General features: G+C 43.0%; 21 protein-coding genes and 6 tRNA genes. 4 read left to right on the top strand and 23 right to left on the bottom strand.

Annotated elements, in window-relative coordinates; all coding sequences use genetic code 11:
* Positions 1 to 28 precede the first annotated feature (28 nt).
* A tRNA-Ser gene (locus HXT25_RS02065) sits at positions 29 to 115 on the bottom strand.
* 119 nt (positions 116 to 234) lie between these two features.
* Positions 235 to 1,173 (bottom strand): EamA family transporter, encoded by a 939-nt coding sequence (locus tag HXT25_RS02070; protein WP_004114330.1) that lies wholly within the window; start codon positions 1,171 to 1,173, stop codon positions 235 to 237.
* 112 nt (positions 1,174 to 1,285) lie between these two features.
* On the opposite strand from HXT25_RS02070, the gene dinB reads away from it, so the two are divergent.
* Positions 1,286 to 2,620 (top strand): DNA polymerase IV, encoded by a 1,335-nt coding sequence (gene dinB / locus HXT25_RS02075; protein ID WP_422118625.1) that lies wholly within the window; start codon positions 1,286 to 1,288, stop codon positions 2,618 to 2,620.
* Here the strand turns inward: dinB and fdxA are convergent.
* The 10 genes from fdxA to HXT25_RS02125 form a co-directional block, all read right to left on the bottom strand.
* Complete coding sequence (gene fdxA / locus HXT25_RS02080; RefSeq protein ID WP_004114327.1) at positions 2,617 to 2,937, bottom strand: ferredoxin; 321 nt, start codon at positions 2,935 to 2,937, stop codon at positions 2,617 to 2,619. The genes dinB and fdxA overlap by 4 nt on opposite strands.
* 181 nt (positions 2,938 to 3,118) lie before the next feature.
* The gene (locus HXT25_RS02085) at positions 3,119 to 4,729 is read right to left on the bottom strand and encodes an APC family permease (protein WP_004573712.1); all 1,611 of its coding nucleotides are present in this window, start codon (positions 4,727 to 4,729) and stop codon (positions 3,119 to 3,121) included.
* 213 nt (positions 4,730 to 4,942) lie between these two features.
* Positions 4,943 to 6,226: an FAD-binding protein gene (locus HXT25_RS02090; RefSeq protein ID WP_101886617.1), complete on the bottom strand. Its 1,284-nt coding sequence runs from the start codon at positions 6,224 to 6,226 to the stop codon at positions 4,943 to 4,945.
* An 88-nt stretch (positions 6,227 to 6,314) separates the two neighbouring features.
* Complete coding sequence (gene rpmG / locus HXT25_RS02095) at positions 6,315 to 6,485, bottom strand: 50S ribosomal protein L33 (RefSeq protein ID WP_004114322.1); 171 nt, start codon at positions 6,483 to 6,485, stop codon at positions 6,315 to 6,317.
* Positions 6,486 to 6,535: 50 nt separating this feature from the next.
* Positions 6,536 to 6,609: transfer RNA gene (locus tag HXT25_RS02100), tRNA-Met, on the bottom strand.
* 4 nt (positions 6,610 to 6,613) lie between these two features.
* A tRNA-Thr gene (locus HXT25_RS02105) sits at positions 6,614 to 6,685 on the bottom strand.
* 1 nt (position 6,686) lies between these two features.
* Positions 6,687 to 6,768: transfer RNA gene (locus HXT25_RS02110), tRNA-Tyr, on the bottom strand.
* Between the two features lie 128 nt (positions 6,769 to 6,896).
* Positions 6,897 to 7,991, bottom strand: coding sequence for a histidinol-phosphate transaminase (gene hisC / locus HXT25_RS02115; protein ID WP_422118626.1), 1,095 nt, complete (start codon positions 7,989 to 7,991; stop codon positions 6,897 to 6,899).
* A 148-nt stretch (positions 7,992 to 8,139) separates the two neighbouring features.
* Complete coding sequence (gene groES / locus HXT25_RS02120) at positions 8,140 to 8,433, bottom strand: co-chaperone GroES (RefSeq protein WP_004114319.1); 294 nt, start codon at positions 8,431 to 8,433, stop codon at positions 8,140 to 8,142.
* 192 nt (positions 8,434 to 8,625) lie between these two features.
* A complete protein-coding gene (locus tag HXT25_RS02125; protein WP_014554344.1) occupies positions 8,626 to 9,669 on the bottom strand; it encodes a hypothetical protein in 1,044 nt (347 codons plus the stop codon).
* Between the two features lie 240 nt (positions 9,670 to 9,909).
* Here HXT25_RS02125 and HXT25_RS02130 point away from each other — a divergent pair, with 240 nt between their 5' ends.
* Positions 9,910 to 10,086 carry an FmdB family zinc ribbon protein gene (locus tag HXT25_RS02130; protein WP_004114314.1) on the top strand — a complete coding sequence of 59 codons (177 nt, stop codon included), beginning with the start codon at positions 9,910 to 9,912 and terminating at the stop codon, positions 10,084 to 10,086.
* Positions 10,087 to 10,257: 171 nt separating this feature from the next.
* Positions 10,258 to 10,929: a hypothetical protein gene (locus HXT25_RS02135; protein ID WP_014554343.1), complete on the top strand. Its 672-nt coding sequence runs from the start codon at positions 10,258 to 10,260 to the stop codon at positions 10,927 to 10,929.
* 7 nt (positions 10,930 to 10,936) lie between these two features.
* Here the strand turns inward: HXT25_RS02135 and HXT25_RS02140 are convergent, their stop codons facing one another.
* The 9 genes from HXT25_RS02140 to HXT25_RS02180 form a co-directional block, all read right to left on the bottom strand.
* The gene (locus HXT25_RS02140) at positions 10,937 to 11,140 is read right to left on the bottom strand and encodes a hypothetical protein (RefSeq protein ID WP_004114310.1); all 204 of its coding nucleotides are present in this window, start codon (positions 11,138 to 11,140) and stop codon (positions 10,937 to 10,939) included.
* 24 nt (positions 11,141 to 11,164) lie between these two features.
* Complete coding sequence (locus HXT25_RS02145) at positions 11,165 to 14,986, bottom strand: helicase (protein WP_422118627.1); 3,822 nt, start codon at positions 14,984 to 14,986, stop codon at positions 11,165 to 11,167.
* An 18-nt stretch (positions 14,987 to 15,004) separates the two neighbouring features.
* On the bottom strand, positions 15,005 to 16,447 hold the full coding sequence (locus tag HXT25_RS02150; protein WP_004138728.1) for an FHA domain-containing protein: 1,443 nt from the start codon (positions 16,445 to 16,447) through the stop codon (positions 15,005 to 15,007).
* Between the two features lie 365 nt (positions 16,448 to 16,812).
* A tRNA-Gln gene (locus tag HXT25_RS02155) sits at positions 16,813 to 16,884 on the bottom strand.
* 40 nt (positions 16,885 to 16,924) lie between these two features.
* Positions 16,925 to 16,997 (bottom strand) — tRNA-Glu (locus HXT25_RS02160).
* Between the two features lie 186 nt (positions 16,998 to 17,183).
* The gene (gene gltX / locus HXT25_RS02165; RefSeq protein ID WP_422118628.1) at positions 17,184 to 18,746 is read right to left on the bottom strand and encodes a glutamate--tRNA ligase; all 1,563 of its coding nucleotides are present in this window, start codon (positions 18,744 to 18,746) and stop codon (positions 17,184 to 17,186) included.
* Positions 18,747 to 18,773: 27 nt separating this feature from the next.
* A complete protein-coding gene (locus tag HXT25_RS02170; protein WP_410311395.1) occupies positions 18,774 to 19,721 on the bottom strand; it encodes a hypothetical protein in 948 nt (315 codons plus the stop codon).
* Between the two features lie 90 nt (positions 19,722 to 19,811).
* Positions 19,812 to 20,444 (bottom strand): histidine phosphatase family protein, encoded by a 633-nt coding sequence (locus HXT25_RS02175; protein ID WP_422118834.1) that lies wholly within the window; start codon positions 20,442 to 20,444, stop codon positions 19,812 to 19,814.
* A gap of 23 nt (positions 20,445 to 20,467) precedes the next feature.
* The gene (locus HXT25_RS02180; protein WP_004114300.1) at positions 20,468 to 20,977 is read right to left on the bottom strand and encodes a GtrA family protein; all 510 of its coding nucleotides are present in this window, start codon (positions 20,975 to 20,977) and stop codon (positions 20,468 to 20,470) included.
* Positions 20,978 to 21,093: 116 nt separating this feature from the next.
* Between HXT25_RS02180 and HXT25_RS02185 the strand changes: the two genes are divergently transcribed.
* Positions 21,094 to 21,441, top strand: a complete 348-nt coding sequence (locus HXT25_RS02185; RefSeq protein ID WP_101890006.1) for a phenylpyruvate tautomerase MIF-related protein — start codon at positions 21,094 to 21,096, stop codon at positions 21,439 to 21,441.
* A 121-nt stretch (positions 21,442 to 21,562) separates the two neighbouring features.
* Here the strand turns inward: HXT25_RS02185 and brnQ are convergent, their stop codons facing one another.
* Together brnQ and argS are read right to left on the bottom strand one after the other, a co-directional pair.
* Positions 21,563 to 23,119: a branched-chain amino acid transport system II carrier protein gene (gene brnQ / locus HXT25_RS02190; protein ID WP_020760228.1), complete on the bottom strand. Its 1,557-nt coding sequence runs from the start codon at positions 23,117 to 23,119 to the stop codon at positions 21,563 to 21,565.
* Between the two features lie 215 nt (positions 23,120 to 23,334).
* Positions 23,335 to 25,131 carry an arginine--tRNA ligase gene (gene argS, locus HXT25_RS02195; RefSeq protein ID WP_004138659.1) on the bottom strand — a complete coding sequence of 599 codons (1,797 nt, stop codon included), beginning with the start codon at positions 25,129 to 25,131 and terminating at the stop codon, positions 23,335 to 23,337.
* Between the last annotated feature and the right edge of the window lie 128 nt (positions 25,132 to 25,259).

Below are 25,259 nucleotides of genomic sequence, written 5' to 3' on the forward strand. Positions count from 1 at the left end.
AAAAATCAACGATTTAGAGCTAAAACCGCGGAGTCAGAGAGATTCGAACTCTCGAGCCGCTTACACGACTAACACCTTAGCAGGGTGCCCCTATCGGCCACTCAGGCATGACTCCACTTTGTAGCTATTCAAGATAGCAACAGATTCAGACTATATCACCTCTTGAGGACGTGCACAATGCTTCAGCGACACACCAAACACACAAAAGTGGATTGAATAGCCAAACAGCAAAATTTATGCAGGATTATGGTCTCCCGAAAATGTAATCGCAACAGCCAACATAACTAGAGCCATTCCACAAACATCAATCCAAGTTGGCACTTCTCCAAATCCCATTCCAACAACTGCAGCAATAGCAGGATATAAAGCCTGCATAACAGAATATCTTGCCGAAGACACGCGCTTTAAAAGAACTTGATCCAACAGCGTAGGAATAAAAGATGCGCATATCGCAATAACAACCATCAAAGCTAAAAGCTTTATAGAACCGCCAGACTGTGCAGCCCAAGTAGCTCCTGGCTTAGGGTATATAACATGAGAAATCGCAGGAACTGCAAGTACGCTAGACTGCAACAACCATCCAATTAAAATAGCTACACTAACTCTGTCTATAGCATTAGAACCTCTAGCCAACATTCGCCCAGAGACAATATACATTCCCCACATGGATCCGCCAATAAGAATTGCAACTAATCCAACAAGAAAATGCGGACTTTCATTAGAACCCATAGAAGCGCTTGCAAGAAGCACGATTCCACACGCGGCAATAACTATACCAATGCGCTCACGCCACGTTTTACCTGTTATAACAGCAACCATAAGCGGTCCTACAAACTCGATAGTAACTGCGACCCCCACAGCCATACAGCTAATAGCTAAATAGAACATGGTGTTCATAAGAACAACGGAAATTCCTACTGCAACAACAATTAACCATTCTTTTAACGTTTTAGGCAAAGAATTGTGCGCGCGTTTTTTGTGCGAAAAAGGTCTTCTCCAAGCAAGTAAAAACAAAGTCATAAATCCAACGCGATACCACACAGAATACAACGGATCGAGCTGACTAAACGCGACTTTCGCTATTGATGTTGCTAAATAAACCATCGCCGCTTCTACAACAACAATCAGCAAAACAGGCATGCGATTTAGCGCGTTCACTATGATTTGTTTCATACAGCATACCCTACACGGCAGTAGTTATATTTGCATATTTTGACTATATTTTTCGTAAAATTTATTGCGACACACTATAGATAAAATCGAACGTTTGTTCTACCATAAATCCATGAGCACAGCACCTCGAGTTACAGCAGCTAAACGCGACTGGGGGCATGACACGTCTGGTTGCACAATACTTCATATCGATATGGATGCGTTTTACGCATCACTCGAGGCGGCGCGTAATCCTAGGTTACTTGGTAAACCTGTGATTATTGGTACAGGCTCGCGCTCCGTAGTTTCGGCAGCCAGCTACGAGGCACGTAAGTATGGCGTGAATTCAGCTATGCCTACAGCGCGAGCACGAAGCTTGTGCCCTAATGGCATTTTCTTGCCGGTAGATATGCCATACTACGTTTCCATTTCATCTAGGATTTTTAAGGAGGTTTTTTCAAAAATCACAGATAGGGTTGAACGAGTCTCTGTAGACGAATGTTATATGGATGTTAACTCCGCACTTTTACGCTGGCATTCGCCTATTGTTATAGGCGAATGGATACGAAGCGAAGTCGCGCGTAAGTTTCATATCACCTGCTCAGTGGGAATAGCATCCAATAAATTAATAGCAAAAATGGCATCAACAAATGCAAAGCCAAATGGAATGCTGGTTGTCCCCCAGAACCGCAACGCTGACTTTGTGTCAATAATGCCATTACGAGCAATACCAGGAATTGGACCAGCTCTGGCAAAAAAGCTAGCAGCATGGGGAATAAATAGTATAGAAACACTAAGAAATATAGATGAAAAGACTCTGGAACGAATTGCTGGCTCTAAGATTATTGCACAAATGCTTTATAACACTTCGCGCGGATTCGACAATCGGCAAGTCATGCCCCATGTTCCAGAAAAATCCATCGGTACAGAACAAACTCTCAATTCTGACACCACAGATATTGCAGCAGTGAAAAACCTGATCAGGCACTGCTGCAATGACGTGGCGCAAGAACTACGCAAACGCAATATGGCAACCAAAACTGTCACGTTAAAGCTACGATTCAGCGATTTGCACTATGTTACTAGATCTAAAACGTTAAGAAACGCAACGGATTCTTCCCATGAATTATATAAGCACGTTGACTCATTGTTAATGGATGCAGACCCTATAGTACGCAATCATAAATTAGGCGGAAATAATATTTGCTTATTAAGCCCAGTTAGGCTGGCAGGAGTAAGCGCTAGTAATCTTGTGAAATGCAGCAAAACTTTCATTCAGCCAACTATTAATGACATTCTTGAAGAAAGCAAAAGAGAAACCGTAATAAACAACGATACATACAAAAATTCAACATCAATTAGAGAAAACGCAGTAAAAAATACTTATGCACGAATAAGTCACGCAGAACATGTTTTAGATGCTGTAAGAGAAAAATATGGAAACAATGCGGCGCAACTAGGTATTTAAGCATCTCTTTTAGGAAGAGCAGCTACACGATCTTCATCCCAGCCAGATGGACCAGCTTCTTGCGCTCCACCTAAATCACCAAGTTTGTTAAAGTACTCTACTGCAGCGTCTTTATACCATTCCCACTCTTCTGGAACATCGTCCTCGTAGAAAATGGCTTCTACAGGACAAGCTGGTTCACAAGCACCACAATCAACACATTCATTAGGGTTTATATAAAGCGTACGATCGCCTTCATAAATGCAATCAACAGGGCACTCGTCAACACAAGCTTTATCCTTAACGTCAACACAAGGTTCTGCAATAACATAAGGCATAACAAACGCCCCCCCCTCTGCATTCTTTTGCTCTAATGAAACAATTTAACTTTTCTATTATAGTGCAAACACGGCGCGCAAAACTAATTGAGTCGACACGCGTAAAACCGCATGCCGACTCAACGTGATTAGAATCAATAAATCTAAAAATAAGATAATATCTTAATTCAAGATTTTATAATCAATTATTACCTGTCTCTTGAGCAGCTTCTGCACGAGCCTGGTCTTCAGATTCTCCCTGAGCCATCTTTTCAGCTGCAACAGCATCTTGAACAAACAAGGTTTCTACTGGAACACCAAGCTTCTTAGCCTTGCGTAACTGCCTTCCAAGCAAAGAATTGCGGTAGGAATAGCCGAAGTACACTGCAAAGCCAATCGCGAGCCAAATCGCAAAACGAATCCATGTAAGCACGGAAAGGTTTAGCATAAGCCAGAATGTAGAAAGCGCAGCGAAAATAGGTAAAACTGGATTCCATGGAACCATAAAGGATCGATGCAAATCTGGTCTACGCATACGCATAATTGGAACACCAGCAGAAACGAGCAAGAATGCAGAAAGCGTACCGATATTCACCATATCAGAAAGAATTCCAATATCTAATGTAGAAGCGATTATAGCAACTACAATGCCAGAAACAATCTGAATACGTGCAGGAATGCCGCGTTTGCTAACCTTAGAGAAGCTACGAGGAAGAAGACCATCGCGGCTCACAGCAAACACGATACGCGTAAGACCAAGAAGAAGAACCATAACAACAGTTGTTAAGCCGATTACAATGCCAAGAGAAATAATCTTTGCTGCCCAAGTTGCGCCTACAAGCTCAAAGCTTGTAGAAAGAGAAGGAGCCTCTTGCTTAGCCAAATCCTTGTACGAAACCATACCAGTTGTAACAACAGCAACAAGAATGTAAAGAACAGTCACAATCAAAAGACCAAGACCAATGCCCTTAGGAATGTTCTTGTGTGGGTCCTTAGTTTCTTCTGCCGTAGTTGCAACAACGTCGAATCCAATAAATGCAAAGAACACAAGTGCTGCGCCAGAAAGAATACCAGTAACACCGTAAACAGCTGGCTGCATGCCAGTAAGCCATTGCCAAAGCGGCTGGCTCATTGTGCCAGAAACGTGGATTCCCTTAACGCTAGCAACATCTGTTGCAGGTGGAACGAATGGAGTGAAGTTAGAAGCCTTAATGTAGAAGAATCCAACAACAACAACGAACAGAACAATACCAATCTTCAAGATTGTTAAAGCGCCATCAAAACGAGCAGAAAGCTTTGTTCCAACAACAAGCATAATCGTAAAGAATGCAACGATAACTACTGGAGCAAGATCGAAAGTAAAATTACCCAGCTTTACAGAAGTAGATACATTAAGACCAAACAAGTGCATTAAATCGTTAAGATAAACGCCCCAATATTTGGCTATAACGGATCCTGCCATAAGCATTTCCAGAATCATATCCCAACCAATAATCCAAGCAATAAGCTCGCCTACTGTAGTATACGTAAAGGTGTATGCAGAACCAGCAACAGGAATCATCGAAGCAAACTCCGCGTAGCACATTGCAGCCGTTCCGCAAACAATACCAGCGATGATAAAGCTAATAATAACTGCAGGACCTGCGTGGAACGCTGCAGCCTGAGCACCAACGGAGAAGATGCCAGCACCAACAGCCACAGCTACTCCCATAACGGCAAGATCCCATGCATTTAACGTACGCTTAAGATGGCGATCACCATCCATTGTTTCTGCAATAGTCTGTTCAACAGACTTTTTTCTCCATATTTGCATAATCCAACCTTCTCTAAAACTACGTCTAAAACATTCCATATAAGGGTATATATGTTATTAATCGCAAAAAATACAGTTCAACACACATTAAGTGCCATCAAACAATAATTTTTACGATATTAAAAGAGCATAGTACTGTGTTCAGCGGAAAATCACAACATAAATCGCGATTTATTATGTTAAATTATGCTAAATTTGTGTTAACAACTTACATTAACAATCTAAGTTAATGCCGATTAGAACAGGCTCTGGAACAAGTTTTACGCCAAAAGAATCATAAACACCATCTATGATTTTGCGCGCTAAATCAACAATATCTTTGCATTTTGCGTTATTGCGATTGGTCAATGCCAAAGTATGCAAAGAAGACAACCCAGCCTCACTTTTTATACCATTGTTTTGCGTAAGCCTAAATCCTTTATGGAATCCTGCATGATCAATAAGCCATGCGGCAGAAGTCTTAACACCCTTAGATCCATCTGGCAAAGTGGCGTCAAATCGCGGAGCGTCTTCTGGAAGCAAATCTGCCTGAGATTCTGTCAAAATCGGATTCATAAAGAAACTTCCACAACTATGACGATCGGCATACTTAGAATCGCCGTCTAACAAATCTCCACAAACATAGTCTTCATTTTGAAGACTAATCGCAGACTCAACACCGCTCTCGCTTTTTGCGTAGCACATCCACTTATTTGCGTAACGCATAGCATCTTCAAGCATGCCCTTAGACGCTCTAACGCGCAAAACTTCGCGACGAATCTTAGATGTTTCCATCCTATCGCCAACTTGCACGCCAAGCGCGTGAGCAAGCTGAGAATGAGCCACAACACCCGTTTTTGAATGCTTTAAGCAAAAAGTAACAGATAAAACAACATATCTAGGCGTTGGGAAGAAGCAATCGGCAGCAACACCAGGCGCCTTATACATGCTTTTTTTAAGAACAGACGTGCGGTATCCAAACTTAAGATCCGCAAGATTCATATAAAAAGTTGTTTTATCTTTACGATCCCAAACTTCTACACATTCAACGCTTTGCGCCACTTCCGCACCATATGCGCCAATGTTTTGCACAACAGATGCCCCAACAGTTCCAGGAATACCAGATAGCGCTTCTACGCCTTCTAAGCCAAGCTGAATCGTATGCGATACAAAATCATCCCAATTGCATCCTGCTTCTGCACTAACGTGAACTAAACAATCTCCACTATCCTTATCAACGCCATCTTCGCTAGGAGCCGCCTCATCTAAAACACAAATTTCACGCCGAGCATCGCGCACAACAACTCCGTTAAACAACTCGTCGCTAACGAGCATATTAGATCCACCACCAATAACACACAATGGCAATCCCGCACAATCGGCATCTTCTACAGCTTCAATAACAGCCACCCTGCTATTAGGCTCTACAAAACGAGCAATACTACCCCCAACCCCAATTGTTGTAAGGTCTGCGAAAGTTGGATTATCAGATTTCGATAAGGATGATTGCATACTCATATGCCTAATCCTAACAGCACTAAATAACAAAAAACCCCGCAAAACGCGGGGTAAATAAAGCTACAAAACTTCGCCGAAGCTCACTCGCTTAGCGAGTCTCGCGATGGAGAGTATGCTTGCCGCAACGTGGGCAGAACTTGCTCAACTCGAGACGATCAGGCGTATTACGACGATTCTTCGTCGTGATGTAATTACGCTCCTTGCACTCCGTGCATGCAAGCGTAATGCCTGGACGGATGTCTGCGCTCTTACTTGCCATTTCGTTCACCTCTAGAATGTTGTGTGTTGACCAACTCCTGCTGGCCATTGTAGCGAGGAAGAGACTCGAACTCTTGACCTTACGATTATGAGTCGTACGCTCTAGCCAGCTGAGCTACCCCGCCAGAGAGCCTCGAGTGAGAATCGGACTCACGACCTCTTCCTTACCAAGGAAGTGCTCTACCACTGAGCTATCGAGGCGTGGCGGGTAGTGGATTTGAACCACTGAAGCACGAAGCAACTGATTTACAGTCAGTCCCATTTGGCCGCTCTGGTAACCCGCCAATGTTTCCGAACGGAGAAGAATATCTCCAAACGGCAACTTTGTTATTTTGCCACGAACGCGAGACTAATGCAAGATTAAGACACGCCGAAAGGCAAAAACCGCATCTAAATGCAGTCAAAAATATGATTATTTAAGCGAAAAACCATCTTTCTTTAAAGACTCGCATATTTTAAGAACACGGTCATTTGCTTCGGTTTCCGCAATTGTTATGCGAATACCTTCTCCAGCAAAAGCTCGCACAGAAAGACCTGCATCAACAAAACGCTGATTAGCTCGCTCTGTGTCTTCACCAAACGGCATCCAGAAGAAATTTGCGTACGGCTCGACAATATTCCACCCTTGTTCACGCAAACCGCTTACAACGCGATTACGCTCCTTAACAAGCGCATCTACGCGATTGCGCATCTCTACGAGTGCTTGAGGTTCTAAAGAGGCAATGGCAGCCACTTGCGCAATTTGACTTACTCCAAACGGAACAGCCACTTTTCTCATGCCGTCTACAACATCTGCAGCGCCAATAGCGTATCCAATGCGCAAGCCAGCTAAACCGTATGCCTTAGAGAATGTTTGAGCAACAACAACGTTTGGATATTCGCGGTAAAGTTGCATGCCATCTGCCGTGCCTTTTGCGTTGTTAAATTGCACATACGCTTCGTCAATAAGCACCAAAACGTCGCTTGGTACAGCATCCAAAACCTTTCTAGCATCCTCATCAGAAAGTTGCGCGGATGTAGGATTGTTTGGATTGTTCAAAATAACAAGACGCGTGCGCTCATTAATTGCATCAATCATTGCGTCCACATCGTGCGACCCATCTGCGCGATTAGGAATTTTAACGCTTGTAGCACCAGCACCCGTAACAATAATTGGATATGCCTCAAAGCTTCTCCAAGGGTATATAACTTCGTCTCCAGGACCAGCGACTAAGTCTACGAGCTGCGTAATAACCTCTGTGGAGCCGCAGCCAAGCACAACTTCATTGGGAGTAACGCTAAACTTTTTAGCTAACTCTTCTACAACTTCTGTTCCACGCATATTTGGGTAACGATTAATAACACCAAGCGCGCGGTTAGAAATAGCGTCTTTTACGCTTTCTAACGGCTCAAATGGGTTTTCGTTGCTCGAAATCTTATATGCGCGAATGCCGTCTAATGCGGACGCTGGTTTGCCTTGCTTGTAATTTGGCAAACTATCTAGAATACTGCGGTGTTTGTAATCCATGATTTTATAATAGTCGCGTCTTAAACAAATTAAGCAAAAACGCTGAAAACAGCGGCGAACCGTTATTTTCAGCGTTAAATAGATTCAAATATTATTTGATTAATTACAAGCGATTAGCAAAGCAATCAACCAAACAATTAATCAAAAATCAGCCAAGGATTGCAAGAACGTCACGAGACGAAACAATTAAATAATCTTCGCCTTCGTAATGAACTTCTGTGCCGCCATACTTGGAGTAAAGAACCTTGTCTCCAACTTTAACGTCCATAGGAATGCGCTCACCCTTGTCGTCGCGACGACCTGGTCCAACAGCCAATACTTCGCCCTGTTGTGGCTTTTCCTTAGCGTTATCTGGAATATACAAGCCAGAAGCAGTTTGAGTTTCTGCCTGAGCTTGCTTAACAATAATCTTATCTTCCAACGGTGTGAGCTTAATCGACACTGTCGCCACCTCTTTCTTAAGAGAAATGTAACTATTCGCACAAATAATATTGACGAGGCTGACGATCACGTCAAAACTATCGCGCACTGTGACTTATAATAGCGCGTTTTTAGCACTCTACCAACTAGAGTGCTAAAATTTTGGAAAATTTTTTAAAAATATGTGTATTTTAATCTACTTTTAAACTTATTTTCATGCGGTGCGACGAGCTAAAACATCTCGCAAATCAGCTTTTCCTAATGAATCTTCAGTAATAACTGGTGGTTCCACATTATTATCGGAAGCTTCTTTAGTAGAAAGCGGTTTTTTAGCTGAAATTGCCTTAGCAACCTGCTTAGTGGACTTTATTTCCAAGCTTAACGGACCATTATTCTTGTCATTTGAAGAAGATTCTGTAGAATCAGACCCAAACGAGAAAGATATTAAATCTTGATGAGATTCAGACGAATCAGACGCGCCAGAAGAATAAGATACATCAGGCAAAGACGATGACTGATTACCAGCAGATACATAACCATTAGCATTCTGCGAATTGACGCGTTCTAAAGCCATACTAATTTCACGCTGCTGCATAACAGAAGTTTCTGTATTGTCTTGAGTATTCGACGAATATTGTGTAACAGAACCTGATGAATAATTTTGATACTCTTCTTCATGAGCTACAACAGAATTGACAATTGCGTCAAAAACTGGTTCCACAATAGATTCACTAGATTCGCCATAACCTTTTTTACCATAGTTTTGCGGCACTCCAGCAGATTTGTTATAAGCAGCAACGCGCGCTTCCCAATCTCGCGCATGCTTTGCCGCAATATAGCCAAAGTAAAGAACTGTTGACACCATAGCGAATGGTATAAGAGCGAACCAAGCAGAATATAATCCAGACAAACCAGCTACAAGAACCACAAGTGTCAAGAAAACAAGCGAAAAAACCAAAATACGGCGACGACGAACCGCAGCGCGACGAAGAGCACGAATACGAGCCACATGTTGCGGAGTAAAATTATCTCTTAACACCTTTGACTTATTGCTCTTATTTTTAGTGTTCTTATTTTTATTCGATCGCTTCTCTGACGGTTGCATTCCAACCCCTTTCGCCATCGCACCACTACACTCATGGAACAGCGAGGCACTACGCTCATCCACAATATGCAGCGAAGGTGAATACCTATCTTCGCTGTGCTCCAACATTGACTTCATGCTGTTAACAGTGCGCTTAGGCAACCAACCAAACATTAAGGCTATGATGATAATTAATACAATTAACGCACTCACCGATTCATAACCCATACGTATAAATATAAAGTGCGTTACGGATGTGAAGAGCCAAAACCAATTCGGCGTGTCGCAATTATAGGAATTATTACATTAAATTTTTACAAATTACTGCATCTTTTTGCATATATTTTAAGTCATCTTTCATGCGGTGCGGGAATGAGCTAGGATATGTGATGGAAATAAAGATCGGAGGAACCGTTGCCTACTTATCATTACCGTTGCAAGCAATGTGGATATGATTTTTCGGAATATCAATCGTTTGAAGATGACCCAATTACAGTGTGTCCAAAATGCGGAAAACCAGAACTTCGTAAGGTGTTTTCTGCGCCACCAATCAATTTTAAAGGTAGCGGATTTTATCGCACTGATAAATAATTTTTCAAGCAGGCACAAACAATTTGTGGAAATGTGCATAAACAATTTCGCTTATTAACCAATTTGTGGAAAAGTGTATAAAAATCGTCTGATTTACAATAGAAAATAACCTTTAACCACATTGACAAAAATATCTTGTAGAAGCATCACCTTTTATTAGATGATGCTTCTATGAGCATGATATCAATATTAAAAAACACATCTAGCACGCATGATGCGCACGAGAATCAAGTGCCAGCCATGCTTTTAAAACGCAGGCAGAAAGCACTTTTGTTAAATGCGCTTACCATATTTTTTATTAGCGTTGCAACACTTATTGCAATAAATATGATTACGAGCTGTCAAGAAACGCAAATCATACCTGTAGCAATTAGAGATATATCTAAAGGCACTCTTATTAAACAAGATGATTTGTCTTATGTTAACGTGCCCAAAAACAGTGTTTTTAATCATGTTATTAACAAAGATTTGATCAAAAATGCTATTATCGCAACCTGCAATATCAAATATGGTATGCCTATCTTTACTAGTCAGATTACGCAACAAGCAAAAATTCCACCAGGATTCACAACGATTTCAATAAAACTGGCAAGCAACAACCAAGATTTAAACATTGGAGAAAATATTTCGATAGCATTTAGCAAAGTTTCAAGAGGAGATCACAACGAGAATGACATTGTTCAAGAAAATAAAAACATTTCTTTTATCCACGACGTAATAGTAGTCAAAACAGGCAATTCATCTCAAAACGCGTTACTAGCCATGCCTGCAGAGTCTGCATTACAGATAATAAATACACAATCTATTATTCCAAACCTTGCGGTTATTGCAATACGAGGATAAAACAGTTTTACCTACCACGTTCACTAAAAACTGCCCAATGAGGCGGAAGCTCTCCAAGAATACGATTATCGTCATCTTTAGAGCGCTGGTCTAAAGTCTGAAAATCCGAAGGCTCCAGCTTAACGCCATCAGCATCAAAAAGCTCAGAGCCTTTACGAACTACTCGATTATGCGTTCTAGAACATCTGCGATTAGGATTATAGTCACTCACTTATAGTCACTCACCTATCACGGCTCACTGATCTTCACCGTAAAGCTCGCCTATTCTAGAAACGACCCGCTCAACCTCTTTTTCAGGATTTACGAATGCTCCAACGCTCCAAACATTCATAACAGACCAGCCAAGATACTCCAAATCTTGAGCAAACATGCGATGACGTTCACGCGTTGATTCTATATTCATGAATCTCATATCATCCGTTAAAACAGCAAGAGCAAAAGGCTTATCTGGCAAACCAACAACAAGAGGAATACTGTGTTCCTTATCAAATCCGTAATTCACCGCTACGCACAATCCGCGAGCGCGAATACGATCCGCCAAATCAGTAAACAAAACATTATTAAAACTGTCTACTGAAGAATCAAAAGCCTCCGCACGCGCACCTGCAGCTTCTTCCTTATCTTCTGCCTTATCTTGATCATATTCAGATTTTGCTTCATCAAAATCAGTTGGATTTACTGGACTATCATCCAACTGCTCAGCCCAAATAAGCAATTCTTTAAGCAGCTTAGGACCATCCTGATGCAAACGTTCATCTTCCATATCACTAGATTTAAACGCGCAAACAATATCTAAATTCCTACGAGCTAATGCTAACGAATCAAGAAGTATACCCTTACCGCCTTCTTCTTCCAAAACACCAAATTGTTGCAAAAGCCTACCGTGAGAAGTTTTTGCATAGCATAAGGAAAGAATAACATCCGTAGCGGCAGCACCAACAGACTCACTAGCATCTACAAGACGAACATGGCGAAGGAATCTATTCATATTTTCATCTTTAATAGCAAGAGCCTTAAGCTCCGCTCCTAAACGATTCCTAAACACACTCGTAAGAGTTACAACTGCAAGAACATAGCTGGAAGGAACTACCGTGAAAGTCGTAGCACGCTGTTTTATCAAGGAAACAACTTCGTCAATTTCCCTCTGACTACTCTCAATCAAACCAGTAGACATAACAGGAACACCAGAAGCCTCAACTTGGTGAAGCTTAACTTTACCTTGCATTCTATCTACAGGAACATCGTGACGAAGCGAACCATACCCATGATTTTCAAGGAAATTGGCAAGACGAAGCGAACGCCTAGTAGCACGAGATTTAACATGTACAGAAGGCAAAACACTAATCAAATCGTTAACGCTCTGTGAACTTACCGTATTCTTATGAGCAATAACTACAACTTGGCGTGCACGAGCGAGAATGCTAAGAAGCTCAATATTGCTCAAATGCTCAACAGAATCAAGGATCACAATGTCTACAATCGGCTTAAATTCAGTCATCATAGTCAAAGTAGAAGGCATAGCAACCATAATTGGCTTAGCAGCAAGAAGAAGATCTGCATGAGAATTCATCAATTTGGTAAAAGTCACGCCAGAACTATTACTTGCCAGAGTTGTGTGAAGCTGATTAGCTTCCTGAGACCTAGAGAAAAGAAGTTCACACAAACGTTTTAAAGTCTCTTGTTGGACCATAGGCCCCACAGAGCGCACATGCTCAGTATCTACCTGAACAAAACGGTCAGAAGCATCTTGCATAGCCGAACCATCTTGGTTAGAAATAATCGCGGAAGAATTAACGATATCTTCAAAAACCGTAGTCCACCAAGCCAAGTGAAGCTCACCATCTAACGCAGAACCAGTAACATTACGCCTACGCAAATCGCAAACAAGGTCTTCTAAACCAACACCGCGTAAATCGCGCTCAATCACACACCTACCAGGTAAAGTATCTAAGGAAGCACGATCGTCATGTAAAGCCTGCAAACGCTCATCAAGTTTAGTAAACTCAACATTTTCAAGATCAGCACCCAAACGCGTGGTGGAAAGAACAGCATCAAGAGCTACAAGATTACGATCCAAAAGCTCCTGAGTACTAACAATCTCATCTAACTTAGGCGGTAACACAGGCCACCCTCCATGAGGAACAAAAGTACGCCACTGAGCAGCTTGCTGAGCAACAATCTTCAAAGCCTCATGAAGATCATCTACTTTAGCTCCTACACGCAAAAGACTACGAGCTTCTTTAATATGACGTCTACGCTCCCAGAAGCCCATTACTGTACCTTCACGCTTGCGAACAGCTTTAGGCTTACTTGCTTCAATCATCGCGCTAAGATCACGTTCAAAAATATCTGCTTGGAAAACATCTAAAACTCGGCGAAGATTCTTTAACACCGTAACCTGTCTACCCCATTCGCGTGCGGTAGCAGGAACAGGAAAACCGCAGTTTTGAACAGTTGATTTAACATGTTCACGTGCTGCAGGAAGAAGCTTTAGTAGAACATCTACAACGCGCTGATATACAGCAACAGCCTCATTCTCATTGAACAAAGACGCGCCAAACCACGGGGTATCTTCAGGCTTTATCGTAAATTCTCCAAGCTCATCTGCTTGATGTAATTTTTGCGCCCATTCATCTAAATGACCAGAAAGCGATCTTGCAGCAGCAACATCTAGTCTTACATGAGTACAAGGATGAGTAGGCAACATTGCAATAGCAGCAAGATTTTGCATTGTCTGATACGCTGACACACCCCAACGCTCATCTACTCCGTGCAAGTCTCCCAAATAACGATTTAAGCGAGTTTTAACACCAACTAACTCGTCACAAACCTGCTCAAAACGGCTAGAAGCAACGCTTTGACGCGCCCCAACTGCAGCTATGAGCTGAGAATCCACATGTTTCGCAAGGTGAGAATCCGAAACGTCTAGCGCAAGCGAAGAAATCTCATTCGCACTAAGAGCATGACGGAATCGACGCTGTTGTTCCATAACATTTGGAACATATAAAATGGACTTTCCAGCAAGAACACAGCGTGAAGAAATCGCAGCCGCGATAGAAGCAGAATCAGATCCAGCATCCACGTCTAAAGCCAGAGAAACGCCATTAGCAGCTAAACCAGATGCATAACGTACAACATTATCTACATCACCGACTTCATATTCACCATGAGGGTCTACATCTAGAGGAGAATACTCTTGCCTATCATTTGCCGCCAACTCTTGAAGCGCACGCTCATCGCCAGCAACCGCATCAATCATAGTGTTTCCAACATTCCCAACTTTAAGCGCCTGCAAAATCTGAGCGCTTTCAGCCAAAAATCTGGATCCCGAATCAGTAAAACATCCAAGAACAATATCTCGTTCAATATCAAAATCTGGGAACACGCTGCGAGCAGATGCACAAATTGCATCAAAAACAGCTGACGTTTCTGGTGTTCCGCTTTCATAGTTTGCGCCGTCAAAAAGCGCATCTTCACTAAGATTCACGCCTCTCTCTTGCAATCTAAGAACAAGAGCATGGTTTAAGCGCACATTGCCAGAAAAGTAGATTGTTGCGTATGTTTCATCCTTGCCAGAGTCTCGAATAACTCTCACTGGGTATGTTAAAACTGGCACATGATTACCGCTCCACGATGCCACTCCAACAACAAGCGAAAGCTCCGAAACACCATTTTCGTGCGCCTTATTATCTCTATCTTCAAAAACCCTGTCTAGTCTGCGCCCTGCCGCGCGCAACATTCCAGAATCGCGGAATAACGCCTGAAGAGTTACTTTTCCACTCGCAAAAAGTTGCGCTATCCCAGATGGGTGAGCATGCGTTAATTCTAATTGTGCGGAAAGTTTCGTTATGTCTTCAAGCGGCGAAGGCGCAAGCTGTGACTTGTATTGTTCGCGCCAAGAGTTTATTCGCCTTAACTTTTCATCTCGCGAAGCTGTAGCCTGCGCACTTTCATGCTTTATTTGCGCATTCTGCTCGTAAGCTTCTTGATAATTTTGTTCACTCGCATTATGCGCTTGATTTACTTGGCTTATAAAATCATTCTGTTCGCCGCTCATACTACTAAACTCCCCTGTTTATAAACCTACTGCGTTGCGGTAAGCGTTATACCCGCTATTTTGCGCTAAAGCTTCATCTACGTCTGCATTGCCTTGAGCTGAAAGCCAAGCGTATAAATCGTCATAAAGACCTGTATTCATGGCTAAAAATGGAAGTAATTCTTGATATTTTGCTATCTCAAACTGCTTAGAGAAATCAGTGGTTTTCTGAGCTTCTTCCGAAGTGAATCCACCTGCTTGTACAATTTCTTTATGCGCGTTGAATTCTCCATTTGACACTTTTTCAAACACAGACCCTGGTTCAAAAGCTGGAGTGTATTGCGAATCTTCTTGAATATTGACTGAATTGGATTGAATGAATTGTTCATGATTTAGTTGAATTTGAGGCTCATCTTGCAATGAATCGTCGGTTGCTGGCGACTCATCTTCTGCCCCATCTTGTAATTCATTCTCATCTTGATAATTGATTTGAATTTCTGCTATCTCTTTTTGTTCAGTATTCTGATCTTGCGTTGTGTGATCCTCGTTTTCAACATCTACATTTTGCGAGTCCGGAATTTTAGAATCGTCTTGAACATTGTGAGAATCAAAAGAATCATTTGCAACAACACTGTTGTCAGAAATAGCAGCGTTACCTGCAACAGCACTGTTATCCACAATATTATCTGGATTTACAGTTTCATCACTATTAGTTTTGTCACTACTAGCTTGTGATGCATTAGCTTGTGCTGCATCATCAAAAAGATTACGAGGTTCTGCAGCAGACTCAAAATCTTCACGCACAACAGGAAGAACAACCTGATTAGCAATCACGGGATCGCTTTGTTTTACAGGATTTACTGAAATATCAGCCTTGCTTGCACTATAAACATCATCAGCTTTACCGGCAGCATTTAATTTGGACTGATTATCCCACACTAAATTAGGGTGTGAAACAGATTGTGCACGGAAAACGCCTGTTGGCTCTCCAGCACGAATATCAAGAATATCATCGACCGACAAATCCGAAGCATCTGGCTCTTTAATGGAACCGTCAGCAGCATAAGAGAACAAGTCGCGTACAGGCTCCGCACTATTTTCAGCCAAAGGAACTGGCTCTTCTATACGCACAAAGTCAATTGGCACATCTCCAAATTGCATGCGAACAATGCTATCTGGCATATGAAAATCAACATCTGGATCTAGTCGCAGCAAATCTCCGCTTTCGTTTACAAGATAAGTTCCGTTTGTAGAATGCAAATCTCGAATAGTCGCCACGCCACTTGTGTCTACTATAAGAAGCGCATGCCTTTTAGACATTGAGCGCTTATTGTCTACAATGTCTACACGCATAAAACCGTCTTCGCGCAAAGGTCGTATAGGCTTTCTGCCGATCTCCACAGACTGACCCGCTCCAACGCGCGCCTGCTCGACACCACCTACTGTAATCATCCAACGCTGCAAGGTTTGTCGACTTCCCACGGAACCTGCTCCCTTCAAAAAACACACTACATACTATTGTGTCATGCTTTGTGTATATTGCGCGAATCGACAACTCCGAGCTGCATAATGCGCGAGATCACCTCGATTCGCTGAGTCTATTAGAGCAGAAGCAATAGCTTGCGTTATATTCGTAGCTCACATGATGCGTTTGTAACGTTTTTACCGCAAAAAACGTTACAAACATCTCATCAATGATACAAAATGTAACGAAAATCAGTAAAAAAACGTTACAAATGCCTCACACGCGATACAAATATAAGAAACAAGAAAAGTACGAGCAACGTAAGCTATATCTTTTATCTTTGAAATACAAAAAAGCCCTCGTAAAATACGAGGGTTATTCGCTGGGGTACCTGGACTCGAACCAAGAATGGATGAACCAGAATCACCTGTGTTGCCAATTACACCATACCCCAATTGGCAGGCTTCGCGGCTCTTGGAACCGTTCCGTCTTTGTACCCCCGACCGGATTTGAACCGGTGTTGGCGCCGTGAGAGGGCGTAGTCCTAGGCCGCTAGACGACGGGGGCTTCATTTATCTGCTACGCCTCTAGACGCAACAAATGTCGACTTTACAACATAACAGCTCAATACGCAACCGCGGCGTGTCGAAAATACGCTAAAACTCCTAAAAAACACAAAAAGCGGAAATGCAGAATTCCACTACATTCCCGCTTTATACAAAATCTACTTAAGATTTAAAAGCTATTTACGATTTACAAATGCTCACGCAATCCAGCCAAACGCGCCAAAGTCACGTCTTTACCAACAATTTCCATGGACTCAAACAATGGCGGAGAAACGCGACGGCCAGAAAGGGCCACTCGCACAGGGCCAAATGCCAAGCGCGGCTTGTAGCCAGCTTCCTCTACAAGCTTCTTGTTCAAAAGCTCGTGCAAAGAATCCGTATGCCAATCAGAAGCATCAACACTTTGCAAAGCAGCGAGCGCAGCGTCAAGCACATCACCAGCAGATTCCTTAAGCTGCTTACGAGCGTCGTCATCTGGCTCAATATAGCCATCTTCGCTCAACAAGCTAGAAACCATTCCAGCAACTTCACCAAGCAAACGCACTCGAGGCTGAACAAGAGGAGCAGCAGCGGTGAGCACTTCACGCTCACGGTCAGTTAAGGCATCCCAATTGTCCGCGCTAACTACGCCATCCTTATGCAAATAAGGCACAGAGCGATTTAAGAAGTCTTGCGAATCAAGCATGCGAATATGCTCAGCGTTAATGGAAATTGCTTTATCCAAGTCAAAGTGTGCAGGGTTTGCCTTAACGTCTCGCACATCAAACTTTTCAATCATCTCGTCCATAGTGAACACGTCGCGATCAGGCGCAATAGACCATCCAAGCAAAGCCAAGTAGTTCAGCAAGCCTTCTGGAATAAAGCCGTTATCTCTATGCAAGAACAAGTTGGACTCAGGGTCTCTCTTAGAAAGCTTCTTCTTGCCTTCGCCCATAACGTAAGGCATGTGGCCGTAAAGCGGAGTTTCCTTCGCAATACCCATTTCCATAAGATAACGGTAAAGCACAATCTGACGAGGTGTGGAGCTAAGAATATCCTCACCGCGCAAAACAACGTTCACATCCATTAACGCGTCATCAACAGGGTTCGTAAGCGTGTAAAGCGGATCACCATTCGGGCGCACAATCACATAATCTGGAACAGATCCAGCTTTAAAGGTGATTTCGCCACGAATTAAATCGTTAAAAGTAATGTCTTCATTTGGCATCTTCAAGCGAAGTGCAGGCTTGCGACCTCCATCGCGGAAAGCTTGCTTCTGCTCCTCAGTAAGGTTGCGATCATAACCATCGTAACCAAACTCAGCTGGGCGCCCTGCAGCAATATTGCGCTCTTTAATCTCTTCTGGAGTAGAGAAGGACTCGTAAGCGTATCCTGCATCAAAAAGCTTTTTCGCTACATCCTTATAAATTTCCATACGCTGAGACTGGCGGTAAGGGCCATTTTCTCCGCCAACATCAATGCCTTCGTCCCAATCAATATTGAGCCAACGAAGAGCCTCAATAATCTGCTGGTAGCTTTCCTCGCTATCTCGCTCATTATCTGTATCTTCAATGCGGAAAAGCAATTTACCATGCGTGTGGCGAGCTTCCGCCCAGTTAAACAGCGCTGTACGAACCATGCCAACGTGAGGCGTGCCGGTTGGCGAAGGGCAAAAACGCACACGAACATTCTTTGGAAGTTCAGGCTTTGTGGATTTTGTTGCATTATTAGCAACTTCTTGAGTTTCCTCTGTATCAGTCATAGGTTCCATTGTGCCGCGCGTTACGGACGTGCCTATCTAGTCAAGCGCTTGCGTTGATTCCTTATTACCTTCCACATGCGCAAACTTTGCGGCCAATGCTTCTCTGGACTTTCTATCGTCTTCTTCTTTTGCAAGCTTCTTAGCCTCTTCTGGATCCCAAAGTACGTCTTCCTTATGCTTTAACCATTCGCTCTCAAGCAATGGGGCTGCAATTTCAAGTAGCGTGCTCATACTATTTTCGCTATTTTCGCCATTTTCGCTAGCTTTACCACTTTTTACGCAATCAACAAGCTCACGCCATTGATTATCCTTAAACATCATTCGCGGAACTCCCGCGCACTCACACACTTCGTTAATATATAGGAATATAGGCAAAGTTTCGTAAATGTTGCTTGTTTTTTCAATAAGACTTTTAAGAATAGACAGTATTGCTGTAATTTTTTGCGATTCTACAGAATTAAGTCCGCAAAAATCACACTCTTGTTTTGCGCATCTAAACGCATCTTGCAAGCTATCAACACTCCAATTACCTGCAACGCTTAAAGAATCCGCAGCACCGTTGATTGCGTTAACATCATTAGAAAGATTTGATTCAAGCTTGCTAAAAATAGCGCTAACATCATTCGTGTTATTTTCTAGCTCTTCTTGCGCTTCGCTGTAGTCTGGTTCGTAGCATAAATCCATATCATCGTAAGCGTTTGCAGCAGCTAAAAGCGCGTCAACTATCTCTTGAGGGCGTCCTGGAATTTCGTCTGCACCTTCATACACAAACTCTGCATCTGGAACAGTAACGTCTAAATCTGTAATAATTCGAGCAATAGTGCGAATTGCCCTAACCTCAAGATTTTCAGCATATTTTGCGTCATTATCTAAATGGCGAGCTTCGCTTAAAGGCCACAATTTAGTTAAATCCGCGGCCGACTTTGCAGCAGACTCAAGCAGACTCAAAGCCTGTGAATCCAGCTTTTCTACAGAATCACCCATAATAACGCTCCTTCGCATTAGCTGTAAAAAACAGTTTCTACGCATCTTTTATGCATATTTTAAAGTCTATTGCTTATTATTCCACACGTTCTATTGCACACGCGCCGCAGGATCCACATATGTGATGGAAAGCACATTCATATTTTCGCAATCATATGTAATTGACGTAATTGACGCCAAAGCCGTTTTGCGTAAAAGCATATTGTGCTCCGCATGACCCGTTTCTAACAAATGACGGTAAGACCATATTGGCGATTCGTGCGTTACAGCTACGATTTGTTCACCTGGGTGATTTTTCACTTGTTCGCACGCAAAATCGCCAACGCGTGCAGCAATACTCTTGTAGGATTCTCCCCAACTCGGCTTCCACAAGTTAGATACAAGCTTCCAATTGTTGTTTTTCCACAAAGCGCCTTCGCCGTAGCCGATTCTTTTCCCTCGAAAATTGTTTTCTGCTTCGATTAGACGATTGTCTAAAATAATCGGGCCAATTTGCAAAGCGTTTGCGATTTGTTGCGCTGTTTCTTGCGTGCGCTCCAAAGGAGACGAGTAAATCGCACTAATTCCGCGCATTTGTGGAACAGTCGCAATGTATTTTGCTGTAGCGCAAGCCATTTTTAAGCCGCGATTAGATAAGTGAAATCCTGGGAGCCTCTCGTAAAGCACGTGATTTGGATTTTCCACTTCCCCGTGGCGCACAAAATGAATAGTCGTAGCTGGCATATTTTCTAAACCTACTTCCAAACCTACTTCCACCCTTTTGGAGTGTGACTTAACGACCATTCACCTAACTTGTGAGCAAAAGTATTGTCTTTAGCGGCATCATAATCAGGTTTTTGCGACTTTGTGTCGTCTAAAAGCCATTTTCTAATAACAAAATTCCACACAGCTACAACAACTGTTGCAATAAGCTTGCCAATGTTTGTGCGAAGCATGTAAATCGCAGTACCACGCAAAGTTTGTGCCATTCCAAGCGTGCTAAGCCAAATAATCGCATCGTTAATAAGCAAACCAATAACTGCAGAAATAATAAAAATCAGCAATTCCATCCAACGAGCCATGTCTTCGCGGTGCTTAAACACGTACTTCATGCTGGCAATATAGTTAAAAATAAGTGAGATTATAAAAGATATTGTTCCAGCAACAACGTTATTAAGATGCACAAGAAGAAGCAGGTTTAGCAATACTACGTCAATAATCAGCGCAATGATTCCTACGATTCCAAACTTAACAACCTGTTCAATAAGTTTTTTCATACATTCAATTAAACACGCGGAGGCTAACAATTCACTATAATTATTGCGTAACGCAAGTTGCGTGATACAAGTTTATAAAACTCAGCAAATTCATAAAACTTAGCAAAGGAGCGATTATGCCAGTTATTCACACTCATGTTTCTGTAAGCACTACGCCAGAACAGCGCGATGCATTAAAAGCAGCATACGGCAAGGCGATTAGCGCAGTTCCAGGCAAAAGCGAACATTGGCTCATGTGCCCGTTTGAAGACAATATGCCAATTTATTTTGCAGGAGACAATTCTAAGCCTGCAGCTTATGTTGAAGTGAACGTGTTTGGTTCTAGCGTACCTGGGTCTGCTTGGGAAAAGTTGACAGAGCAGATTATGGCAGCTTTGAATCGCGAGCTTGGAGTGCCACAAGACCGCACTTACATTCGTTACACTGCAACAACTGACTGGGGTTGGAACGGCGGCAACTTCTAGTCGCAAGTCGCAAGCCTAAAATCTCAACTCGCAAAAATCGCCATATCGCAGCTCATATGAGCATTAATATGGCGATTATTTATTATTACAACTATCTATACAAATAGTTGTGAATTAGTCACTAGGATTGATTGCCAAAATTAGGCTCGTCAACAGTAGACTTAGCAGATACAGCGAACGCATCCGACTCGTCAAAATCAGCATCGCTTGAAGAATAGCCATCGCTATTAGCAACGCTGCCTTCAAGATCTGGGCCAGCAGCTACGCGAGCCACTTCTTCCATACCTTTGTTGTCACATAAAACCATACGAACATAGCCAACAACAAATCCAACAGCAGCAGGGCAAACCCAAGCCATTCCAAATTCCGAGAACGGCAACCAGTTTTGAGCAACCAACAACATATCGTTCATATGCAATGCGTTGCGCAAAGCGGATGGCAAACTATTTAAAAAGTCAAATACAGCTGCAACACCAGTAAAACCAAGTGTCCAAGCGTACACAACTTTGGAATTTCCAAAAAGTCGACCACACAAAGCCAAAAGAATCAGCACGATTGACAGCGGATACAAGAACATTAATACTGGAACCGCATATTCGATGATTGCGCTCAAACCAAAGTTTGCAAGGCCAAACGAAACAAGCGTAATCAATACAGACCAAACACGATAGCTAGGACCTTTAGGGAATAGCTTAGAGAAAGTTTCCGAACAGCTTACGATTAAGCCAACTGCCGTCTTTAAGCATGCAAGAGTTACAGTTGCAGCAAGCACGAATAAGCCAACGTTTCCAAGATGATAGCGTGCAACTTGCGCCAAAGTCACGCCACCATTTTCCGCAGGTGGGAACAGCGCGCGGCTACGCACACCAACAACAACAATCGCAACGTAAATCAACGCCATAAGCAAGCAGCTAAAGAATCCAGAGCGGGCAGTATTAACTGCCACATCTTTAGGATCTTTTACACCAAACTGACGAATGGTGCTAACAACAACAATTCCAAATGCCAAGCTAGCTAAAGCATCCATTGTGTTGTAGCCATCTAAGAATCCTGTAAAGAATGACTTATTAACATAATTTCCTATAGGAGCAGCATCCGAAGAAGCACCGCTTATAGGAGAAAATAGTGCAGTAAATACCAAAACAGCTAGGAACACAAGGAAGATTGGCGTAAGAACTTTACCAACCCACGTAAGTATGCCGCTTGGTTTCATAGCAAAGAAGAATGCGAGCGCAAAGAACACTACAGAGAACAAGAACAAGTATAGTTGTCCGTTTCCGTCTTGCGGAATAATTCGCTCCAATCCAACAGTGTATGAAGTTGTTGCACAGCGCGGAATTGCGAAGAACGGGCCGATTGTTAAATAAAGAACGCATGTAAAGAACATGCCGTATTTTTTGCTAGCTTTGCTAGAAAGCTCAAAAAGACCGTTTGCGCGACTCATTGCAAGAGCCGTAACGCCCAACAATGGCAAGCCAACGCCAGTAACAATAAAACCGATTGCTGCAGGCGCAGAATTGTTTCCTGCGTTAGCACCAAGGAATACTGGGAAAATCAGGTTTCCAGCGCCAAAGAACATGCCGAACAACATGACCGCCACGTATGCGGATTCAATAATTGTCAAGTTCCTTTTTTTCGGGGCACTGTCTGTGCTGACACTTTGTGTTGTGACGCTCATGCTACACCTCCTATATGGTGAAAAATTGTTTAAGCATATTATTTAACGCATTGAATAACAAAACTGAAACCGAAAAATAATATTAGGGGGTATACTAATCAATCGCATGTACTTAATCGACAAAAATTTGCAATTTCGCGCGTGTCTACTAGTCAAAAATAAAAGGACGCTAGCGTAAAAACTAACGTCCTAAATAAAAAAGCAAATGCACTAAATCACATCTTGTCTGGAGCAGAAACTCCAAGCAAATCAAGGCCAGATGCAATAACTGTGCGAACAGCCTCGTTAAGCTTTAAGCGAGCTGCAGCGCGTGCTGGCTCTGGGCACTTTGCAATGCGCTGAGCTTCGCGCTCTGCTTCTGGCAAACGATTTTCTGGGTCGCTCAACTCCATTGGCACTACGCGCTCAAGGTTGTACCACTTGTGGTAGCTTGCTGCCAAATCTTCAAGATAATGCGCAACTCTGTGTGGAGCACGCAAATCGCCAGCTTGTGCAAGAGCTGCAGGCCATTGCGCCAAAGCAGCCAGCACTTCGCCATCTGCCTCGGTATTAAGCAAGCTTAAATCGGCTCCATCTGCACTGATTCCAGCATCCGCAGCGTTACGAGCCACATTACAGCTGCGTGCGTGAGCGTATTGCACGTAATACACAGGATTATCGTTGCTGTGAGAAGCAAGCAAATCCAAATCAATATCAACGCTTGTGTTGTAGTCGGTGCGCGCAAGCGAGTAGCGAGAAGCATCAACGCCAATTGCATCAACTAAATCGTCAATCGTAATAACGTTTCCAGCACGCTTACTCATGCGCACAGGCTTACCATCTTTCATAACGTTTACCATCTGACCAATAAGAATCTGCATGTTTTCGCCTGGCTCATCCCCAAAAGCCGCGCACATTGCCATCATTCTGCCAATATAGCCGTGATGATCCGCGCCAAGCATGTAGATTGCTACGTCCGCAGGATTCTGTTCGCGATGACGCTTGTTGCGATAGTACGCAATATCTGCAGCAAAATAGGCGTAATTGCCGTCAGACTTAATAATTACGCGATCCTTGTCGTCGCCATGCTTAGTAGATTCAAACCAAGTTGCGCCATCTTTTTCAAAAATGTCTCCACGCTCACGCAAATCTGCAATAGCGCGCTCAACTTCGCCATCCTCGTACAAGCTGTTTTCGTGGAACCACACGTCGAAGCCAACGCGAAAATCGCGCATTGACTTGCGAATTTCCGCAAACATCATTGGAACTGCGCGCTTGCGGAACTCTTCACGCTGCTCAGAGTCGCCCTCGCCAAGCGGCAAACCTTCCTCGTCTTTACCAAGATCAATTCGAGGTAAGGAAAGAACATCAACGCCGTCTGCTTGCGCTTCTTTTATAACAGCATCCGCGATTTCGTTAATATACGCGCCTTTGTATCCGTCTGCAGGCGTTTCTTCGCCGTGAGCTGCAGCAACTAAAGACTTAGCAAAACGGTTGATTTGCTCGCCGTGATCGTTGAAATAGTATTCGCGCACAACTTTTGCGCCGTTCGCTTCCAAAACTCGAGCCATAGAATCACCAACTGCCGCCCAGCGAGTGCCACCAATATGAATTGGGCCAGTTGGGTTTGCGGAAACAAACTCAAGGTTTAGGGTTTTTCCGCCCAAGTGCTCATTCTTACCAAAATCCGCGCCCTGCTTTAATACTTCGTCAACAACAGCCGCTGCAGACGCAGAATCAAGCGTTATATTAATAAAGCCAGGGCCTGCCACTTCTACGCGCGCAATACCTTGCGCTTCTTGCAAACGCTCGGCAAAAAGTTCGGCTAAATCATGAGGCTTCATACCAGCTTTTTTAGCGAGTTGCATAGCAACATTCGTGGCCCAATCGCCGTGTGCGCGATCTTTTGGCCTCATAACTGCGAGTTTTTCGGCAGCTGGAATCAAATCTTCTGTTAGATTGCCAGCTTTACCGCTTGCTACTAAATCTTTCGCGATTTTTTCAATTAATTCACTTAAGCTTTCTGGATTCATGGTTTACAGTCTAGCGTTACCGCGCGATGCTTAGTATTTACAATACACAAAAAGCGCTGGAGTCAAAGATTAACTTACAGCGCTTTTGTTTTGCAATTAATCGCGAAGCAGCTTACGATTAGTTACTT

The organism is Gardnerella sp. DNF00476, assembly GCF_049262735.1.
Taxonomy (GTDB): Bacteria; Actinomycetota; Actinomycetes; order Actinomycetales; family Bifidobacteriaceae; genus Bifidobacterium; species Bifidobacterium vaginale.

Excerpts from the sequence above, each read along its gene's own strand:
- HXT25_RS02070 (WP_004114330.1), bottom strand. The coding sequence starts at position 1,173 with ATGAAACAAATCATAGTGAACGCGCTAAATCGCATGCCTGTTTTGCTG.
- dinB (WP_422118625.1), top strand. The coding sequence starts at position 1,286 with ATGAGCACAGCACCTCGAGTTACAGCAGCTAAACGCGACTGGGGGCAT.
- fdxA (WP_004114327.1), bottom strand. The coding sequence starts at position 2,937 with ATGCCTTATGTTATTGCAGAACCTTGTGTTGACGTTAAGGATAAAGCT.
- HXT25_RS02085 (WP_004573712.1), bottom strand. The coding sequence starts at position 4,729 with ATGCAAATATGGAGAAAAAAGTCTGTTGAACAGACTATTGCAGAAACA.
- HXT25_RS02090 (WP_101886617.1), bottom strand. The coding sequence starts at position 6,226 with ATGAGTATGCAATCATCCTTATCGAAATCTGATAATCCAACTTTCGCA.
- rpmG (WP_004114322.1), bottom strand. The coding sequence starts at position 6,485 with ATGGCAAGTAAGAGCGCAGACATCCGTCCAGGCATTACGCTTGCATGC.
- hisC (WP_422118626.1), bottom strand. The coding sequence starts at position 7,991 with ATGGATTACAAACACCGCAGTATTCTAGATAGTTTGCCAAATTACAAG.
- HXT25_RS02125 (WP_014554344.1), bottom strand. The coding sequence starts at position 9,669 with ATGTTTGGTTGGTTGCCTAAGCGCACTGTTAACAGCATGAAGTCAATG.
- HXT25_RS02135 (WP_014554343.1), top strand. The coding sequence starts at position 10,258 with ATGAGCATGATATCAATATTAAAAAACACATCTAGCACGCATGATGCG.
- HXT25_RS02145 (WP_422118627.1), bottom strand. The coding sequence starts at position 14,986 with ATGAGCGGCGAACAGAATGATTTTATAAGCCAAGTAAATCAAGCGCAT.
- gltX (WP_422118628.1), bottom strand. The coding sequence starts at position 18,746 with ATGGAACCTATGACTGATACAGAGGAAACTCAAGAAGTTGCTAATAAT.
- HXT25_RS02170 (WP_410311395.1), bottom strand. The coding sequence starts at position 19,721 with ATGGGTGATTCTGTAGAAAAGCTGGATTCACAGGCTTTGAGTCTGCTT.
- HXT25_RS02175 (WP_422118834.1), bottom strand. The coding sequence starts at position 20,444 with ATGCCAGCTACGACTATTCATTTTGTGCGCCACGGGGAAGTGGAAAAT.
- HXT25_RS02180 (WP_004114300.1), bottom strand. The coding sequence starts at position 20,977 with ATGAAAAAACTTATTGAACAGGTTGTTAAGTTTGGAATCGTAGGAATC.
- HXT25_RS02185 (WP_101890006.1), top strand. The coding sequence starts at position 21,094 with ATGCCAGTTATTCACACTCATGTTTCTGTAAGCACTACGCCAGAACAG.
- brnQ (WP_020760228.1), bottom strand. The coding sequence starts at position 23,119 with ATGAGCGTCACAACACAAAGTGTCAGCACAGACAGTGCCCCGAAAAAA.
- argS (WP_004138659.1), bottom strand. The coding sequence starts at position 25,131 with ATGAATCCAGAAAGCTTAAGTGAATTAATTGAAAAAATCGCGAAAGAT.